The following is an 18,180-nucleotide window of genomic DNA, read 5'->3' as shown; positions in this document are numbered from 1 at the left end:
GTCCGAGGGTGTCCTGAAACCGGATCGTGATGAAACCTGGCCGTTCACGCCCTGGGGAAGGGGCCAGGGCCCCTTCCCCAGGACACCGGCCCCGCTCAGCCGCGCAGGCCCGGCGCCTCCTCGACGAAGGTGTCCAGGACCCCGTCCGCCACCTTGATCGTGCCCTGCGGCCGGGTCGTCCCCGGGATCGTCCGGACAGCGGCGGCCTGCCGGGCCAGCGCGGCCGCCTCGGCGAAGGACCGTTCACCGCTGCCGCCGCCGAGTTGCTGCCGCAGCCCGTCCAGCGTGGCGTCCAGGGAGCCGCCCCACAGGTCGAGCGCGGTCAGCCACGGCGCCGTCTCCCGGAGGAAACCCTGGTCCGCCACCCCGTTTCGGATCAGCTCCGGCGCGTCGGCGAGCAGAGCGGCGTAGGCGGACAGCTCACGCAGCGCGGACCGCCGCTCGCGGTCGGAGCCGGTGGACCATACGGCGCGGAAGTCGCCCAGCGCCGCGCCCAGCACGGGCGCCTGCGGCTGCCAGTTCTCCGGGCCGAACGTCGGCGCGAGATGCTGGGTGTCGAAGAAGGCCAGCAGCGCCCGGGTGGTCATGGGGTCACCGTCCGCCAGATGGCCGGCCGCCGCGCGCCAGGTGCGTCCGGCGTCGTAACCCCGGTCGTTCCAGGCGAAGGACGCCCCGCCGAAGAGCGCGACCTTGCTCGCGGCCGCCTGGTTCATGGGGTTGAGGACGATACCGCTCAACTCCTCGTGCAGCCCGGCCTCGCGCCGGTCGTACGGCGCCATCAGCAGCCGGCCCGTGGTCTGCCCGTAGTCGTTGACCGGGTAGTTGTCCCAGAGGAACACCTTGCGTCCCCAGACCGCCGAGGCCGCGCGGGCGTCGGTCACACTGATCGAGGGCGGGACGACGTCGTTGCCCGTCCACTGCACGACCACCCGGGGATCGAGCTGCTCACGCAGGACCTTCTTGTACGGGGAGTCGGCCATGTCGGAGTACTCGGTGGGCACCATCTGGAGCGGCCGGGCGCCGTCGTGCGTGTCGATGAAGCCGCGCTGCACCGCGTTGAGCAGATCGGCCTGTGCCCGCCCGGCGGCGGCGCGACCCGGAGCGCCGTACGCCGCCTGGTCGGCGGGGCAGTTCCAGCTCGTGTAACTGATGTCGTCCAGCGCCACGTAGAAGCTGCGCGCCCCCTGCGCGTAGAGGCTTTCGAGTTTGTTCTCCAGGGCGCTCACGTCGTTCGGGTCGCTGTAACAGACCGACAGGCCGGGGGAGATGGCGTAGGTGAAGTCGACGTGGTGCGTGGTGGCACGGTCGATCAGCTCGCGCAGCTCCGCGAGCCGGTCGGCGGGGTACGCGTCGCGCCAGCTCTCCCGCAGGTACACGTCGTCCTTGGGGGCATAGATGTACGTGTTGGCCTTGACGGCGCCGTAGAAGGCGAGTTGGTCGAGCCGGTCGGCGTGCGACCAGGGCGCGCCGTAGAAGCCCTCGATACTGCCGCGCAGAGACATCAGGGGGTGGTCGGTGATCGACACGGCTGCGAGGGTTCCGCGTGCGGGGGTCACCAACTGCCGGAAGGTCTGTGCCGCGTAGTAGACGCCGTCCGCGTCGTTGCCCGCGAGGACGGCCGTGGCGCCGGTACGGCGGTCGCCCGCGCCGGAGGCGAGTGCGTACCCCTCCGCGACGAGCGTGCCGGGGACGCTTCCGCCCGCCGTGCGCAGGGCGCGGGCCACCGCCCGGTCCGTGACCGATCCGACCACGACGGTGAGGCGCGGGTCGCGTGCACCGGAGGCCGGGGCCGGGGTGGCTCCCGTGCCGGCGATCGGTACCTGGTCGATCCTGCGGGCCCCGGCGGAGGCCAGCGCCTTTCTGATCACATCGAGACCGGCGGCGTCGGCCCCCGCGCCGACGGCCAGCCGTACCCGGTCCGGTACGCGCAGCGCGCGCCCCGTGGCGGTCATCCGCTGCGGGGCGGGAGTGATGACCGGCAGCTGGTCCGTGGGGGCGGACGCGTCGGCGGGCGTACCGGCGGACGTACCGGCGGGTGCGGCGGTGAAGGAGGCGGGCGGAGTGAGCGGGTCGAGTGGGGCGAGGGGAGTGAGTGGGGTGAGCGTCAGTGCCAGGGCGCCGAGAAGAGGGAGGCCGAGAAGGGAGTTTCCGGGGTGGTGCCTTCGGGACCGACGGAGCACGGCAACTCCAAGGGAGGGCGGGGCCCGGTCACCGGCCGGTGACCGATTGGTCTAAACCACCATCCGGGCGAGTGCATGTCAAGATGGCGTGGTCGGGGGATCGGGTCAGGAACAGGCGCCGCGGGCCGTCAGCTCCAGCGCGGCAGATCCGTGCCCCAGCGCGTCGGCGGACGCGACCAGGTGACCGGCGCGCCCTCGTAGTGCACCGGTGTGAGCGCGTGGCGCAGCGGACCGTAGGCCGAGGGGGTCTCGGTGAGCCAGGGCGCGGGATCGTACGGGCCGCCCTCCACCGGTGTGTGCCCGACACCGTGCAACAGCCAGGACGCGGTGCCCGCGAGCGAGAACCGCAGATGCCGGCCCCCGCCGAAGAGTTGACGGTCTGTCAGGGACCGCAGGATCCCGGCGGCGATGAGATACCCCGTAGCGTGGTCGAGCGCCTGGGCCGGCAGGGCGCCCGGACTGCCGTCGGCCGCCGCCTCGCTCGCGGCGATGCCACTGGCCGCCTGCACCAGGCTGTCGAATCCGCGCCGCGCGGCCCACGGCCCGGACCAGCCCCAGGCACAGAGCTGCGCGACGATCAGGCCGGGGTGCCGGGCCGACAGCGCGTCGGGGGACAGCCCGTGCCGGTCGAGCGCGCCCGGCCGGTAGCCGGTCACCACGACATCGGCCGTGTCCAGCAGCTCCTCGAAGACCCGCCGGTCGGACGTGGCGGAGAGATCCAGCAGGGCCGAACGCTTGCCCGCCCCCGTGTCGGTGTGGGCGTCGGGCCGCTCCGGCAGGCGGGGCGAGTCCACCCGCAGGACATCGGCGCCCAGCAGCGCCAGGGTACGGGTGGCGACGGGGCCCGAGATGACCCGGGTGAGGTCCAGCACCCGTACCCCCTCGGCCGGAAGCGCGGCCGGTGGCAGCGGCGGCCGGCCCTCCCCGGCCGTCCCGGCCTCGCCCGCCCTGGCCCCGCCGGCCTTGACCCGGGCTCTCCCTTCCCCGGCCTCGACGGTCCTGATCTCGGCGAGCGGCGGCGCGCCACTGCCCGCGGACATCGGGACGGTCGGTTCCGCCGGCGTGGACGCCACCGCCACGGCCAGGCCGCCCGCCGCGTACACGGTCTCCTGGATCTCCCGGGCCGGGCGTGTCGCCACCTCGACCGCGAGCCGCCGGGTGGTCGCCGGGCCGTCGCCCGCGTCCCTGATGTCAAGGGCGTCCAGCAACCGGGCGCGGTGGTGCGGGTAGTTGGCGTGCGTACGGACCCAGCCGTCGGCCGCGCGCCAGAACCCGGAGAGCGGCGCGAACCCCGTGAGGGCCCGCCCGTCGATCCGCAGATACCGCTCGCTGACGAACGCCGTGGCGACGGCCCCCTCCCGTACCCGTACCGCCGGTACGGGTACACCGCGGCGGAGCGCGAGCAGTTCCGCGGCGGCCAGCGAGCACACGCCCACGGTCGCCCGCGCCAGTTCCCGCACGGGCAGCCGGGCCGCCAGCACCTCGCCCGCGCCTTCGTACGTCACCGATTCCGCGCGTCCGGCCCGGCCGCCGAGTACCGCCCACGCGTGAGCGGTCGCCGCGTCGTTTCCTTGCGTCATGCGGCCATTGTCCCGCGTCGGCGGCGCCGTTCCGGTACCCCCGCTCCGAGATCTCCGCTTCGAACCGGGTGAGAATCAGGGCCCGCGTCACCGTCGCGGGCCCCGGCCCGGCCGACCGGTCAGGTCACCAGGCGACGGGCAGCTCGTACAGTCCGCTGAAGAACTCCTTCGACCGCCAGCGCAGTTCGTCCACCCCGACGGCGAGCCGCAGCTCCGGCCAGCGGGTGACCACCTGCTCCAGGGTCACCTGGAGCTCCAGCCGGGCGAGGTGCGCGCCCAGGCAGTAGTGGGCACCGTGCCCGAAGCTGACATGGGGGTTGCCCGGACGGTCGAGGACGACCTCGTCCGGCTCGGGGAAGACCCCCGGGTCCCGGTTGGCGGCGGTCGGGGAGACGATGACGGGGTCGCCCGCGCGGATCAGCACACCGCCCAGCTCGATGTCCTCCATGGCGTAGCGCGGCAGGACCACTCCGTTGAGCAGAGGGACGAAGCGCAGCAGCTCCTCCACGGCCCTTGGGATGAGGCCGAGGTCGGCGCGGAGCCGGCTCAGCATGTCGTCGCCGTTCTCCTGGTGGAGCAGCATGAGCGAGAAGAAGTTGCCGATCTGGTTGGTGGTCGTGACAAATCCGCCGATGAGGAGTTCGCCGAGGATGTCGATCAGTTCGCCTTCGGTGATGAGCCCTTCCTCGTCACGGCCCCGGACCAGGATGGTGAGCAGATCATCGGCGGGCTCCCGGCGGCGCGCCTCCACCCAGCCCTCCATGCGGGCGTTGAAGAGCCCGGCTTCCTCCAGAATCGTCTCGGGCGGGGTGTTGCCCGAGCACACGACGTCCGCCCAGTGCCGTACATGAACGTGGTCGGCGTACGGGATGCCCACCAGTTCGCAGATGATCGTCATGGGTAGGGGGAAGGCATAGTCCTCGATCATGTCCGCGGGCGGACCGGTCTCCTCCATACGGTCGAGCAGCCCGTTGGCGGCCCGCCTGACCCGGTCCCGCAGGCGCTCGATCCGGCGCGCGGTGAACTCCTTGCTCAGCAGGGAGCGCATCCGGGAGTGGTCCTGGTCCGCGCTGGTGAGAAGGCCGCCGCTGATCCGGGGCATCCGCTCGATCCGTGGATGGTCGCGGTGGACCGCCTCGCCGATGCTGAACCGGGGATCGGAGAGGACGGCGCGGACGTCCTCGTGCCGGGTGGCCAGCCAGGAGTCCTCGCCGTAGGCCAGGCGCACCCGGGCCAGCGGCTGGTCCCACAGCCGCTGGTACCCGGGGTGCGGATCCAGACCGCCGAGGTTCCAGAAGGGGTAGGAGAGCGGTTCGGGGCGCTGCGTGGATTGCTGTTGCGGCTGGGGAGACATGGGTGTGTCCGCCTTTCCTGGCGCGGTCCTTGAGCGTTGTTTACGGGGTACGGGAGAGGCCCTGGGGGCCTACGGGCACGACGACGTGGGTGGGCGGTGGTGCGGTGTCGTCGACGGAGGCCGTGAAGTCGATGCCGTCGTCCCGGCAGATGAACTGCAGGACCTGCCGTCCGGCGGCGGCGGCCCTGATCAGGCCGCCCGTGGTGGCCCACACCCCGGAGAGGTAGAAGTTCTCCAGCCCTGGCAGGGCGGGCCCGTGCTTCTTGACCAGCTCCTCCATGGTCTCGCCGCTCTCGACGAAGGGCTGCCAGCCGAGGACGGTCCCGTTGTAACTGCCCGTGTACCGGATCTGGGTGAGCGGCGTGGAGGTGTCCCGTACGGCGATCGAGTCCCGCAGCCCCGGATACCGTTCCTCCAGGAAGTCGACGACGGTGTCCCGCACCCGGCGTTTGGCCGCCGAGTAGGAGCGGCCCCGCCGCACCGGCAGGGTGTGCAGCTCGCCGCCCCGGCGGAGCCGGCTGAACTGCTCGGGCCCCTCGCTCAGTTCACGCCAGGGCGCGACATCGGAGAAGTACGTGGCGTAGATGACGGTCGTGTTGTCCGGTGACAGCTCGGGATAGAACCGGCTGCGGAACTGCACGTTGATGCTCGGATGGCGGATACCGATGAGCTTGGAGGCCATCGTCTCGTCCAGGAGATGGGTGGTGGTGGGTTCCCCCTCGGGGAAGCCCGCCCGCAGCCCGAGGAACACACTGACATAGCCGGGGAAGACCATGCCCGGCTCCTCGATGGTCTTGGTGAACAGCCGCCGGTAGTCGTCGTCGAGATAGCGGCCTTCGAGGAGTTTCAGCAGGGTGGTGGGGCCGTCGCAGGCCGAGACGACGATGTCCGCGCGGTACTCCCGCCCGTCCACCATCCGTACCCCCACCGCGCGGTCGTTCTCGACGAGGATCCGCTCGACCTTGGCGTTGTACGTGATCTCGCCGCCCAGCCGCTGGTACCGGTCCGCGATGGAGCGGGCCAGCCCGAGCGAGCCGCCTTCCGGCACCCCGGCCGACCGGTTCGCCTGCGATGCCATCTGGAAGTAGAAGGGCAGCACGGGGAAGCCGGGGTGCTTCTCCAGCAGGATGTAGTTGAACGCCTCACGCAGCAGCGGGTCCTGGAACCGGGCCGAGTACTCCGTCATCAGGACGGACATCGACGTACGGAACAGATTGAGGTACGGGACGAAGCCGGCCAGCATCCGCCACCGCTCCCATCGGCTCATCAGCCCGACGGGCTTGAGGAACGGATAGGCGGGCAGCGCGGTACGGAACTTGCGCAGCCCGGCGCAGAACCCCCGGATGTGGCGGGCATCGGCGGGCGAGAGGGAGAGCAGATGGGCTTCGAGCCGGTCAGGGTCGGAGTAGAAGTACACGGCCCGGCCATCCTGGCCGCGCACGATGTTGAACACGTCGAAGTGGCGCATCTCCTTGCCCTGGAGGGCGCCCAGTTCGAGCCAGATCTGGTGCATCTCGTTGCCGGGCCCGTTGCCCAGCAGCCAGCTGATGCAGCAGTCGAAGGTGAAGTCGCCGCGGCCCCAGCCGGTGCAGCAGCCACCGGGGATCTCGTGCATCTCGAAGACCTGGCTGCTGTAGCCGTTCATCTGCGCGTAGCAGCCGGTGGACAGACCACCGAGTCCCCCGCCGACGACGATCATGGATTTTCTGCGGGGTCGGGCAGCCGGCATGCCGTGCGCTCCTCGGTGTTCTCGTCGGCTTTCGTGTGCGGGGTCCCGCCGGTGGGCCGCTGTGGCGCTCACCGCACCCCCCGCTGTTCGAGCTGCGGGAGTTTGCCCAGCTTTCCCGGGTGCCAGGGTTCCGTCCCGCCGCTCTCCCAGGCCTGGAACGTGAGCCCCAGCTCCTGGCAGAGGTACTGGGTGACGAACCGTCCGCTCGACGCGGCCTTGATCAGGCTCCCGCCGCCGAACCACTGCCCGGCCAGCGAGAAGCCGCGCAGCCCCGGCAGTCGCATCCGGTCCTTGTTGACCAGTGCCGTGACCACGTCGTCCGCGTCGGTGAACGACTTCCAGGCGAGGATGGAACCGCCCTGCACACCGGTGTACCGCTCGGTGGTCACCGGCGACGCCACATCGATGACCTCGATGGCCGGCCCGATACCCGGGTGGTGCCGCTCCAGGAAGGCACGGACGAAGTCGGCCACCTCCTGCTTACGCGCCCAGTACCCTTTGCGGTCCGTGCGCCGCAACTGCTTCCAGTACGCGTAGTCGCTGAAGTACGTGCAGTGGACGACGGACTTGCCGGGCGGCGCGAAGCCGTCCGAGTACCGCGACCGGAGCTGGACGACCAGGCTCTTCTGGCTCACGCTCGGCAGGGCGGCGCAGTCCTCCTCGGACAGCAGATAGGTGGTGCTGTGCCGCTCCCGCTCGCCGAACTCGCCCTTGAGGCCGACGAAGGCGGAGACGACCCCCGGGTAGAGCATCTCCGGGCGGTCCATCATCTCGCCGAAGAGGGTGTCGACCCTGGGGCTGGAGTACGCGCCGCCCAGCAGCTTGTTGATCGTGGTGTAGCCGTCGCAGGTGGCGACCACGTGGTCGGCGTAGTGCCGCTCCCCGCCGCGCAGCTCCACCCCGATCGCCCGGTCGTTCTCGATCAGGACGCGCTCCACCCGCGTCCGGTAGTCGACCCGCCCGCCCAGCGAGGTGTACCGCTCCTCCACCGAGCGCGCCAGCCCCAGCGAGCCGCCCTGCGGGAAGCCGGCGTTGCTGTGGTGGGCGCTGGCCATGTTGAACAGGTAGGGCAGGAGCGGGAAGACCTCGTGGTCCTGGAAGAAGATGAACGGGAACGCCCGGCGCAGCAGCGGATCCTGGAACCGCTCCGTGAACTGCTCCATCCGGGTCGCCGCGGTACGCCAGAACAGCAGGAAGTCCGGCAGGACGATCCGCAGCGTGGCGAGCTTCTCCCGGACCGACTGGAGCGGGGGCGGGGTGAGGAACGGATAGTGGTTGATGGCGATGAAACGCCGCAGGTCGCGGCAGAAGGCGCGGATGGGCCGGGCGTCCGCGGGCGAGATCTCCAGGAGGTGCGCCTCCAGCCGGTCCGGGTCGTTGTAGAACGTCACCGCCCGGCCGTCCACGTCGACGACGGTGTTGAACACGTCGAAGTTCGCGATGGTCTTGCCGTCGAGGGCGCCCAGCTCCCGCCACAACTGGTTGGCGTCGTTGTTCCGGCCGGTGCCGGTGAGCCATTCGATGCAGTAGTCGAAGACGTAGCCCTGCCGGGACCATGCCGTGCAGCACCCGCCTGGCAGGACGTGCCGCTCGAAGATCCGGGTCTCGGCGCCGCTCATCTCGGCGTAGCAGCCGGTGGACAGGCCGCCGATGCCGGCGCCGATGACGATGACGCGGGGGCGGTCGCCCGGCGCCCGCTCACGCGGCTGCCAGACGGGGCGGTTCTCACGCGACATGGGACTCATCTCCGGCGAGGTCGGTGACTCCGGTCATGACGGCGAGGGTGAGTTCGGCGTTCCGCGCCAGGTACTTCTCGTCGAGCATCTCGGCGTGCGTGCCGTGGCCGCGCAGCAGCTCCGTACGGCTGGTCGAACTGCCGTGCCAGGTACCGCGCTGTCCCGCCGCGTAGAACGCCGCCTTCCGTTCGTCGGAGATCACACTGACGGTCCCCGAGACCGTGCCGGTGTTGGGAGTGCGGCCGCAGAAGTCCAGGTACTCCCTGGCCTGGGCGAGGGTCGCGTCGGCGACGGTCGTGGAGCCGGTGTGGCGGTGGAGATGGCCGCGCAGCTCGTTCTCGAACGCCTCGATGTGCTCGTCGGCGAGCGCGTGGGCCTCCTGGATGCGGTACGAGTCCATGATCACCACATGGGGGACGGCGCGCCCGCGCCCTTCGAGTTCCTTGGCGACCTCGAAGGCGAGATTGCCGCCGAGGGAGTATCCGAAGACCGGGCAGGGACCGTCGGGGCGGAGCGATTCGATGAGGTCCGCGTAGCGGAGCACCTTGTCGTCGCCGTCGACATGGTTGAACGCGACGACTTCGTGATGAGGCAGGTGCTCGGCGAACTTCCGGTAGACGAGCCCGTGCCCGCCGGCCGGCGGGAAGCAGAACAGGGTCGGTCCCCGGCCGGTGTTGAAGGTCAGATACGGGCTGCCGCCGGAGATCTCGCCGGTGATGATGGACTCGACCGTCCGCGCCATGCCGTGCAGTGTGGTGACCTTGAAGAGCAGACTGACCGGCACGGTGATGTTGAACTCGGCCTGGAGCCGGTGGATCAGCTCGATCAGCTTGATGGAGCTGCCGCCCGACGCGAAGAAGTCGCTGCGCAGTCCGGCCTGTTCCAGGGAGAGCAGGGACCGCCAGTGCGCCGCCATCCGCTGCTCGTAGAGGGTGACCGGCGGCTCGTGGGTCTCCTCGCCGGACTCGGCCGGCGGCTCGGGCAGCGCGGCGACGTCGACCTTGCCGTTCGCGGTGAGCGGCAGGGCGTCCAGCGCGGTGAAGCGGGCCGGGATCAGATAGGTGGGCAGGCGGGTGGCGAGATGACGGCGCAGCTCGCCCGTGCCCGGCTCGGCCCCTGCCTCCGGCACGTAGTACGCGCACAGGACGGACTCGCCGCCCGCGTCGGCGCGGACCGTGACGACCGCCTGGCTCAGACCGGGCAGGGACATCAGCAAGGATTCGATCTCGCCCGGCTCGATGCGGTGGCCCCGCACCTTGAGCTGGGCGTCGGCGCGGCCGAGGAGATGGATCAGGCCCCGGGCGTCCCGCCGGGCGAGGTCACCCGTGCGGTAGAGCCGTTCGGGGGCCGCCCCCGGGCCGCGGCCCAGCGTCAGCTCCACGAAGCGCTCCGCGGTCTGCCCGGGGTCGCCCGCATAGCCGAGGGCGAGCCCCGCGCCGCCGACCCAGAGTTCGCCGGTGACACCGGGCGGTACGAGATCGCGGTTCGCGTCGAGGATGTGCAGGGAGCAGTTGGGCAGGGGCTTGCCGATCGGAACGAGCTGGTTGGGGGCGAGCCCGTCCGTCGGCCCCTCGAAGTACGCGCTGTCGACGGCCGCCTCCGTCAGGCCGTACGAGTTGATGACACGGGTCCCCGGGCCGCACAGGGCGCGCAGCCGTTCGTACTCCTCGACCTTCCAGGCGTCGGAGCCGACGATCATCAGTCGCATGAAGTCCAGCCGGTGGCCGCCGTGGGCGCAGTGCTCCATCAGGGCACGGGCCACCGCGGGCACGAACTCGGCGCAGTCGACGCCCTCGGCGGTCATCGTCCCGTACAGCCGGGCGGTGTTGAGCAGCAGATCGCGGCCGATCAGGACCAGCCGGCCGCCCGAGCACAGGGCCCGGACGAGATCCCCGGTGAACACGTCGAACGAGACGCCCGCCATCTGGAGATGGACGCCCGGCGCCGCGCCGAGACCGTACTCCTCGTGCCAGGCGGCACGGACGGCCGCGAGGGCCCGGTGGCTGACGCGTACCGCCTTGGGACGGCCCGTCGACCCCGAGGTGTGGATGACGTAGGCGGGCGCGTCCAGGTCGACGGGCGCCTCGTTCGTCTCCGGCACCGCGGCGTCCGCGGACCCGGCCGTCTCCCCGGGGACATCGGTGACCAGGGGGACGTCCAGCGCCGCGAACCGGTCCCGCTCCCCGGGGGCGGTGACCAGGAGTGCCGCCTCCGCGTTCTCCGCCATGAGGGCGAGCCGGTCGGTGGGATGGCCCGGGTCGAGCGGCAGATAGGCGGCGCCCGCCTTGAGGACCGCGAGCAGGGCGACGATCAGCTCGGGCGACTTGTCGAGGCAGACCGCGACGACGTCCCCGCGCCCGATGCCCCGCGCGCGCAGCCGGCCCGCCAGCAGCCGGGCCCCGTGCTCCAGCGCCCCGTAGGTGAGGTGCCGGGTCCCGCCCGACTCGGACGGTACGGTGACCGCCACGGCCTCCGGCGTCCGTGCCGCCGCCTCGGCGACCAGCCGGTGCACGGGCAGGTCGTGCGGGAGCGCCCGGCCCCGCGCGGCCGGCGCGTTGAGGATCCGGGACCGCTCCCGGGCCCCGAGCAGATCGAGGCGGGCCACCGGCTCGTCGGCGGGAACGCTGGTGAGGGCGTCCAGGACATGGACGTAGTGGGCGGCCATCCGCTCCACGGTCTCCGCCAGGAAGATGTCGGTGTTGTACTTCAGCACGCAGTGGAAGCGCTGCTCCGCCTCGTCCTCGTACGCCGACAGCGTCAGGTCGAACTGGCCTTCCTCCTCCGGCAGTTCGATGTATTCGAGCCGGTATCCGTACTGCTCGGCGGCGACCTTGTGGGCCAGCAGGATGAACATCGCCTGGAAGACCGCCGACCGGCTCGGGTCGTGCTGGAGCCCCAGCTCCTCGACGAGCAGGACGAACGGGTACTCCTGGTTGTCGAGCCCGCCGAGGACGACCTGACGGACCTGCGCGAGAAGGGCGGCGACCGATGGGTCGGCCGACAGATCCGCGTACAGCGGCAGTGGATTGACGAAGTAGCCGTAGACCGAGCCGAACTCCTCCTCCGTACGGCCGGTCACCGGCGAACCCACGATGATGTGGTCCTGGCCCGAGTAGCGGTGCAGCAGGACGTAGTAGGCGCTCAGCAGCACCATGTACACCGTGACGTCGTGCTCGCGCGCCAGGGCGTGGACACGGGCGCTGAGGTCGGTGTCGAGGACGAAGAACTCGGACGCGCCGTTGTGGGTCTGCACGGCGGGCCGCGGCCGGTCCGTGGGCAGGTCGAGCGCGGGCACCTCGGCGGGCAGAGCGGCCCGCCAGTGGTCCAGCATGCGCCGCGCCTCGGGCGAGGCCAGGAACCGGTTCTGCCAGTTGAGGAAGTCGAGGTACCGGGCGCGCACGGGCGGCAGCTCCACGGCGGCGCCCCGGCCCAGCCCTTCGTACAGGGCGAGCAGCTCCTCGATGAAGGTGAACGTGGAGATCGCGTCGGAGATGATGTGGTGCACGGCCTTCATCACGACCCAGCGGTCCGGCCCCCGCTTGAACAGCCGGAACCGCACCAGCGGATCGCACTCCAGGTCGTACGGACGGCGGTACTCGCGGACGATCATGTCGTGGATGTCGTCCCAGGCGCGGCCCTGCACGTCGAAGAAGGCCACATCCGGGTCGTTCCCCGCCGAGACGCGCTGGACGGGCTGCCCGTCCTCCATGGTGAAGTTGGCCCGCAGCATCGGATGCCGCTCCACCAGCGTGCGGAACGCCGTGAACATCCGCTCCGGCTCGATCCTGGTCCTGATCTCGACGGCTCCGCCGATGTTGTACGCGAAGCCCTCGGGGTTGAGCTGCTTGAGGAACCAGAGGGCCTTCTGGTTCTGCGTCAGCGGGTGGCGGGACTCGTCCTCATGGATCTCCACCGCGGCCACCGCGCCCGCCCCGTCCGCCGCCTCCGCGACCAGGACGGCAGCGGCCTGGTGCAACTGCTCGCTCAGTTCGCCGGCCGTTGCGCCGCTGAGCAGCGCCACCAGGGGCAGGGCCACACCGGTCTCGGCGTGGACCCGGGCGCGCAGCTCCATCGCCAGGAGCGAGTCGAGACCGAGGGCGGCGAGGCTGCTCGTCCCGTCGATCCGGTCGGAGGGCACCCGCAGCACCGTCGAGGCCACCGCCGAGAAGCGCTCGGCGACGAGTGCGGCGCGGCGCTCCTCGTCCGCCGTACGGAACAGGTCCAGGAAGCTGCTGTGTTCGGCGGCCTCCGCGCCGCCCGCCGCGTCCGCGGCGAGCTCCGTGACGAGCGGGGGCGGCGACGCGTACCAGGCGAGGAAGACCTTCCAGTCGACCACCGTCGCCACCAGCAACTGGGCCCGGTCCTGGCCGAGCACCCGCTCCAGAACGGCCATGCCCGCGTCGGGGGAGAGCGAACTCATGCCCCGGCTGGTGCGGTAGTGCCGTACCAGACCCAGCTCCTCGATCATCCCGGTCGCCCACGGGCCCCAGTCGACGGAGAGCGCGGGCAGCCCGCGGGAACGGCGGTGATGGGCCAGGGCGTCCAGGAAGGAGTTGCCCGCCGCGTAGTTGACCTGACCCGCCGTGGTGAGCAGCGAGGCGATGGAGGCGAACAGGACGAAGTGGTCCAGCGGCTCGTCGCGCAGATGACGGTGGAGCAGCCAGGCGCCGGCGGCCTTGGGGGCGAGGACGGAGTCGAAGGCGGTCCTGTCCATGGCGGGCACAAGGGTGTCCCTGACGTGCCCCGCGAGATGGAACACACCGCGTACGGGCGGGGCGTCCTGAGCGCGGTATGCGGTCAGCCACGCGGTCAGCGCCCGCTCGTCGGTGGTGTCCAGGCAGGCGTGGACCGGGTGCGCGCCCAGCGCCTCCAGCTCCTTGACGAAGCGGGCGCCCCGGCCCGCCGCGGAGGCGGGGTCCAGCGCGCGCCAGGTGGCGCGGTCGGGCAGCGGTGTACGGCCGACCAGGATGAGATGGCGGGCGCCGCGCCGGACGAGATAGCGGCACAGGAGCTGCCCCAGCGCACCGAACGCGCCGGTGACGAGATAGGCGCCGTCCGGGCGCAGCCGGGGCGCGAGGGGACGGGTCAGATCCTGGGGACGGGTGAGCCGGCAGATGAGACGGCGCTCCCCGCGCAGGGCGATCTCGTCGTCGTACGGGCCCTGTTGCGCGGCGGCGTGCAGGACCTCGTCCAGCACGGCCCGCGCCTCCCGCGCCCGGTCGTCCGTGCTCGTGCCGTCCTCTGTGTCCGTGACCTCCGGGGCCAGGTCGATCAGTGTGCCCCGGTGCGCGGTCAGCTCCTGATGGCGCAGCACCCGGCCGATGCCCCAGGCGGGAGCGCCCAGCGGCTCGACGGGCTCGTCGGCGTCGACGGGCTGGGTGCCGCGCGTGACGATGTGCAGGGCGGCGGGGGAGGCGAGCTGGCTCCCGTCCTCCTGGAGCGCCTGCGCGAGGGCCACCAGCGAGTACGCCCCGAGGGCGCTGTGCTCCTCCAGACGGTCCCGCCCGCTGTCGTCCAGGGCGGGCAGATCGAGATTCCATAAGTGGACGATCGCGTCGAGACCCGTGGCGTGCCCCGCATCGGAGGCCCGCCGATCCGCCGCGTCCTCGGCCAGATCGGCGAGAAGCCGGCGCAGATCGTCGGTGCGGCCGGGCACCACCGTCGAGGTGCCCGTGTCGGTCCGGGTGGCATACGCCCCGCCCGGGCGTACGAGATGGCAGTGGCCGCCGCGCGCGGTGACGAGCTCCGCCAGCGCGTCCGCCACCCCGCCGGGCGCGTCCGCGAAGAGCAGCCAGCGGCCCGGGGCCGCCGTGTCGAGCGGTCCGGTGTCGACGGGGCTCTCGGCCCAGGTGGGTTCGGCGAGCCAGTTGTCGATCGTGGTGAGCGCCACGCTGGTCGACGCCTTCTCGACATCGGCGGCCCGGAACCCGCCGATATGGCCGAGGGGCAGGCCTTCGTCCCCGTAGAGCGTGATGTCACCGACGAGTTCACCGGCCGGCCGCCGGGTGACGGTGGCGTGCACCCACAGCGGCCGGTCGCCGACCGGGCCGGTGTGCACCTCCTCGATGGAGAGCGGCAGCAGGATGCCCGTCGACCCGTCGGCGCCGTCGTCGGCCGCACCGTCCCCGAGCCCCGCGGTCAGCAGGGTCTGGAAGCAGGAGTCCAGCAGGACGGGGTGGAGGTGGTGGGTCGCGGCGTCGTCACCGATCGCCTCGGGCGGCCGGATCCGGGCCAGCGCCTCGCCGGGGCCGGTCCACACCTCCTCGATGCCCTGGAACGCGGGCCCGTAGTGGTAGCCGAGGCCGCTCAGTGCGGCGTAGCAGGCCGGGCCGTCGAGCCGGCGCTCGCCACGCGCCCTGACCCCGTCGAGGTCCAGCGGCGCGGACGGCGCGACGCGGTGCGCGGCCCGGACCACGCCGCTCGCGTGGACGGCCCGCTCCTCACCCGGGCCGGAGCCCGTCGCGACGGTGAAGGCGGCGCTCTCGGGTGCGTACGCGAGCTGTACGGTGCGGGACGCGTCGTCCGGGAGGAAGAGGGCCTTGCGGAACTCGACGGAGCCGAACGCGGCCTCCGTACCGCCCGTCAGCGCCCGTACCGCCTGGGCGGCCATTTCGAGATAGCCGGCGGCCGGGAACAGAGCTCGGCCCTGGATCCGGTGGTCGGCGAGATAGGGGGCGCGCTCCACATCGAGCTCCGCCTCCCACACGGGGTCCGTGGTGGCCAGCCGCCGGCCGAGCAGTGGATGGTCCACCCGCCCGAGCCTGACCTGCGCCACGGGGTGCGGCTCGGTCCAGTACCGGTCGCGCTTCCACGGGTAGCGCGGCAGCGGTACGGTCCTGCCCTCGGGCTGCAGCACGTCCCAGGCGATCTCGGTGCCCAGGTTGTGCAGTGCGGCGAGCGAGGCGGTGAACCGGGCCGGCTCGTCCTCCTCCCGGCGGATCGACGGGAGCGTCACCACCTCCGCGCCCGGCTCGGGCGGCCTGCTCTCCAGGCACTCCTTGATGGAGTGGGCGAGCACGGGGTGCGGGCCGATCTCCAGGAAGACGCGGTGGCCGTCGTCGGCCAGGCGCTCGATCGCGGGCCGGAAGCGGACGCTGTCACGGACGTTGCTCCACCAGTAGTCCGCGTCGAGTTCCGTCCCGTGCGCCCGGCCCTCACGCCCCGTCAGATGGAGCGGAACCTGGGCGGGGCGCGGCTCGATCCCGGCGAGGCAGTCCAGGAGTTCGTCCTTGATCTGCTCCATGAGGGCGCTGTGGTACGGCACCCGGACGGAGAGGAAGCGGGCGAAGACCTGGTCCGCGCGCAGCTCCTCGGCGAGCGCGGTCAGGGCCGTCTCGTCCCCCGCCAGGGTGAGGGAGGTGGGGCTGTTGACGGCGGCGACGGACACCTGGCCCTCGTACGGCAGGATTCGGCGCTCCGCCTCCTCCTCAGCGAGCCCCACGGCGAGCATCGTCCCCGTGCCCACCAGACGCTGCTGGAGGCGGCTGCGGTGCACGATGATCCGTACCGCGTCGCGCAGGCTGTAGACCCCGGCCTCGTAGAACGCGGCGGCCTCACCCGTGCTGTGGCCGACGATGGCGTCGGGCCGTACCCCGTGGGCGCGCCACAGCGCGGCGAGTCCGAGCTGCACGGCGAAGTTGGCGGGCTGGGCGAGCCAGGTCTCTGCCATCCGCGAGCTGCCCTCGTCCGCGTTCATCTCCTCGACCAGGGACCAGCCGGTGAGCGCGGCGATCTCGCGGTCGCACCGCTCGACGGCCTCGCGGTAGACGGGCTGGGTGGCGAACAACTCCCGGCCCATGCCCCACCACTGCGGCCCCATACCGGTGAACACCCAGGCCAGTCGCCGCTGATGGGGATCGCGCCGGTGGCCGGTGACCACCCGGGGGTGGGCCTCGCCCCGCATCTGCGCGGAGAGCGCTTCGGCCAGCTCCTCCCGTGAGGTGTAGACGACGGAGAGCCGGGCGTCGTGGTGCTGGCGGCGGTGCGCGAGGGTGTGCCCGAGGTCGGTGAGGGAGGTCAGGGGCGCGCCGCCCGGGGCGGTGGCCGTCAGCTCCCGGTGGATCTCCTCGGCCAGGACCGGCAGGGCGGAGGCGTCACGCGCGGTCAGCGGGAGGACGGTGCAGCGGGGGCGGTCCGCTGCGGGCCGCTCGTCCACGGGGGAGGCGGGCGGTGCCTCCTCCAGCAGGACATGCGCGTTCGTGCCGCCGAAGCCGAACGAGTTGACGCCGGCGCGCGCCGGACCTTCGTGCGCGGGCCACCGGGTGACCTGCGTCGGGATGGTGAACGGGGCGGCGGCGAGGTCGATGGCGGGGTTGATCCGCTCCAGGTTGATGTGCGGTGCGATCGTCCGGTGCTTGAGGCTGAGGGCGGTCTTGATGAGCCCGGCGATCCCGGCGGCCGACTCCGAGTGCCCGATGTTGGTCTTGACCGAACCGACGTAGCAGGCGGCATCCGGTTCCCGGCCGACGGCCAGCGCACGGGCGAGCGCGGCGGCCTCGATGGGGTCGCCGACCGGTGTGGAGGTGCCGTGGGCCTCCACGTACTGGAGGCTGCCGGGCGCGACCCCGGCCTCGGCGCAGACCCGCTCGATCAGGGAGACCTGGGCATCGGCGCTGGGCACGGTGATGCCGTTGGTACGGCCGTCCTGGTTGACACCACTGGCGGTGATCACGGCGTGTACGGGGTCGCCGTCGCGCACGGCGTCCGACAGGCGCTTCAGCGCGATGACACCGACCCCCTCGGCGCGTACGTAGCCGTCGGCGGCGGCGTCGAACGTGCGGGAGCGGCCCTCGGGGGAGAGGAATCCGCCCTTGGTCTCGGCGATCGTGTACTGGGGCGTGAGGTGCAGCAGGGTGCCGCCCGCCAGCGCGAGGGTGGACTCGCCGCGGCGCAGGCTCTCGCAGGCGAGGTGCACGGCGACCAGGGACGAGCTGCACGCGGTGTCGATGGAGAGACTGGGGCCGCGGAAGTCGAAGCAGTGCGAGATCCGGTTCGACACCATCGTCATCATCGTGCCGGTCGCCGTGTGGGCGGCCAGGGTGTCGAAGCGCAGGTCGGCGAATTGGACGATCTTGTAGTCCAGGGTGAACGCGCCGATGAACACACCGACATCGCTCCCCGCCAGCTCGGCCGGCTTCTGGCCGCCGTCCTCCAGCGCTTCCCAGGACACCTCCAGCAGCTTCCGCTGCTGTGGGTCCATGTGCTCCGCCTCGCGGGGGCTGATGCCGAAGAAGGCGGGGTCGAACTCGTCGAAGCCGTCGATGTAACCGCCCCTGCCGCCTACCAGACGGCCAGGCTTGGCCTTGTCCCGGCTGCCGAGCGTGGTCACGTCGTACCGGTCGCGTGGCGTCGGTCTGATGCAGTCCTTCCCGTCGAGCAGGTTCTGCCAGAAGGCGCGGTGGTCACAGGCGCCGCCGGGGAAGCGGCAGCCGATGCCGATGATCGCGATCTTCTCAGGAGGCGTGGTGCGGAGCGATTCAGCCATGTCGGCTCCTTGGGTCGTCAACACGCAACGTGCGCGAAGGGCAGGCGCGGGCTTCCATGCCTCCGCCGGTGGACCGGCGGGACCGGATGCGGTGCGCGTGAACGCGAAAGCGGATTG

General features: G+C 71.8%; 6 protein-coding genes. All 6 read right to left on the bottom strand.

Annotated features, from left to right (window positions below; genetic code table 11):
- Positions 1-95: 95 nt before the first annotated feature.
- The 6 genes from ACIQ7D_RS14620 to ACIQ7D_RS14595 all read right to left on the bottom strand — a co-directional run bounded on the left by ACIQ7D_RS14620 (position 96) and on the right by ACIQ7D_RS14595 (position 18,063).
- Complete coding sequence (locus tag ACIQ7D_RS14620; RefSeq protein WP_403937353.1) at positions 96-2,180, bottom strand: beta-N-acetylglucosaminidase domain-containing protein; 2,085 nt, start codon at positions 2,178-2,180, stop codon at positions 96-98.
- Between the two features lie 128 nt (positions 2,181-2,308).
- A complete protein-coding gene (locus tag ACIQ7D_RS14615) occupies positions 2,309-3,760 on the bottom strand; it encodes a CoA transferase (RefSeq protein WP_403937351.1) in 1,452 nt (483 codons plus the stop codon).
- A 124-nt stretch (positions 3,761-3,884) separates the two neighbouring features.
- Complete coding sequence (locus tag ACIQ7D_RS14610; protein ID WP_403937349.1) at positions 3,885-5,114, bottom strand: cytochrome P450; 1,230 nt, start codon at positions 5,112-5,114, stop codon at positions 3,885-3,887.
- Between the two features lie 40 nt (positions 5,115-5,154).
- Entirely contained in the window at positions 5,155-6,813 is a 1,659-nt protein-coding gene (locus tag ACIQ7D_RS14605) for a phytoene desaturase family protein (RefSeq protein ID WP_403937484.1), read from the bottom strand.
- 98 nt (positions 6,814-6,911) lie between these two features.
- The gene (locus ACIQ7D_RS14600) at positions 6,912-8,579 is read right to left on the bottom strand and encodes a phytoene desaturase family protein (protein ID WP_403937347.1); all 1,668 of its coding nucleotides are present in this window, start codon (positions 8,577-8,579) and stop codon (positions 6,912-6,914) included.
- Entirely contained in the window at positions 8,569-18,063 is a 9,495-nt protein-coding gene (locus tag ACIQ7D_RS14595; protein WP_403937345.1) for an amino acid adenylation domain-containing protein, read from the bottom strand. Before ACIQ7D_RS14595 ends, ACIQ7D_RS14600 begins: the two co-directional genes overlap by 11 nt.
- Positions 18,064-18,180: the final 117 nt, after the last annotated feature.

The organism is Streptomyces sp. NPDC096310 (assembly GCF_044763125.1).
Classification (GTDB): Bacteria; Actinomycetota; Actinomycetes; order Streptomycetales; family Streptomycetaceae; genus Streptomyces.
The sequence above is the reverse complement of the archived record's forward strand: the minus strand, read 5'-3'. Positions and strand labels throughout refer to the sequence as shown.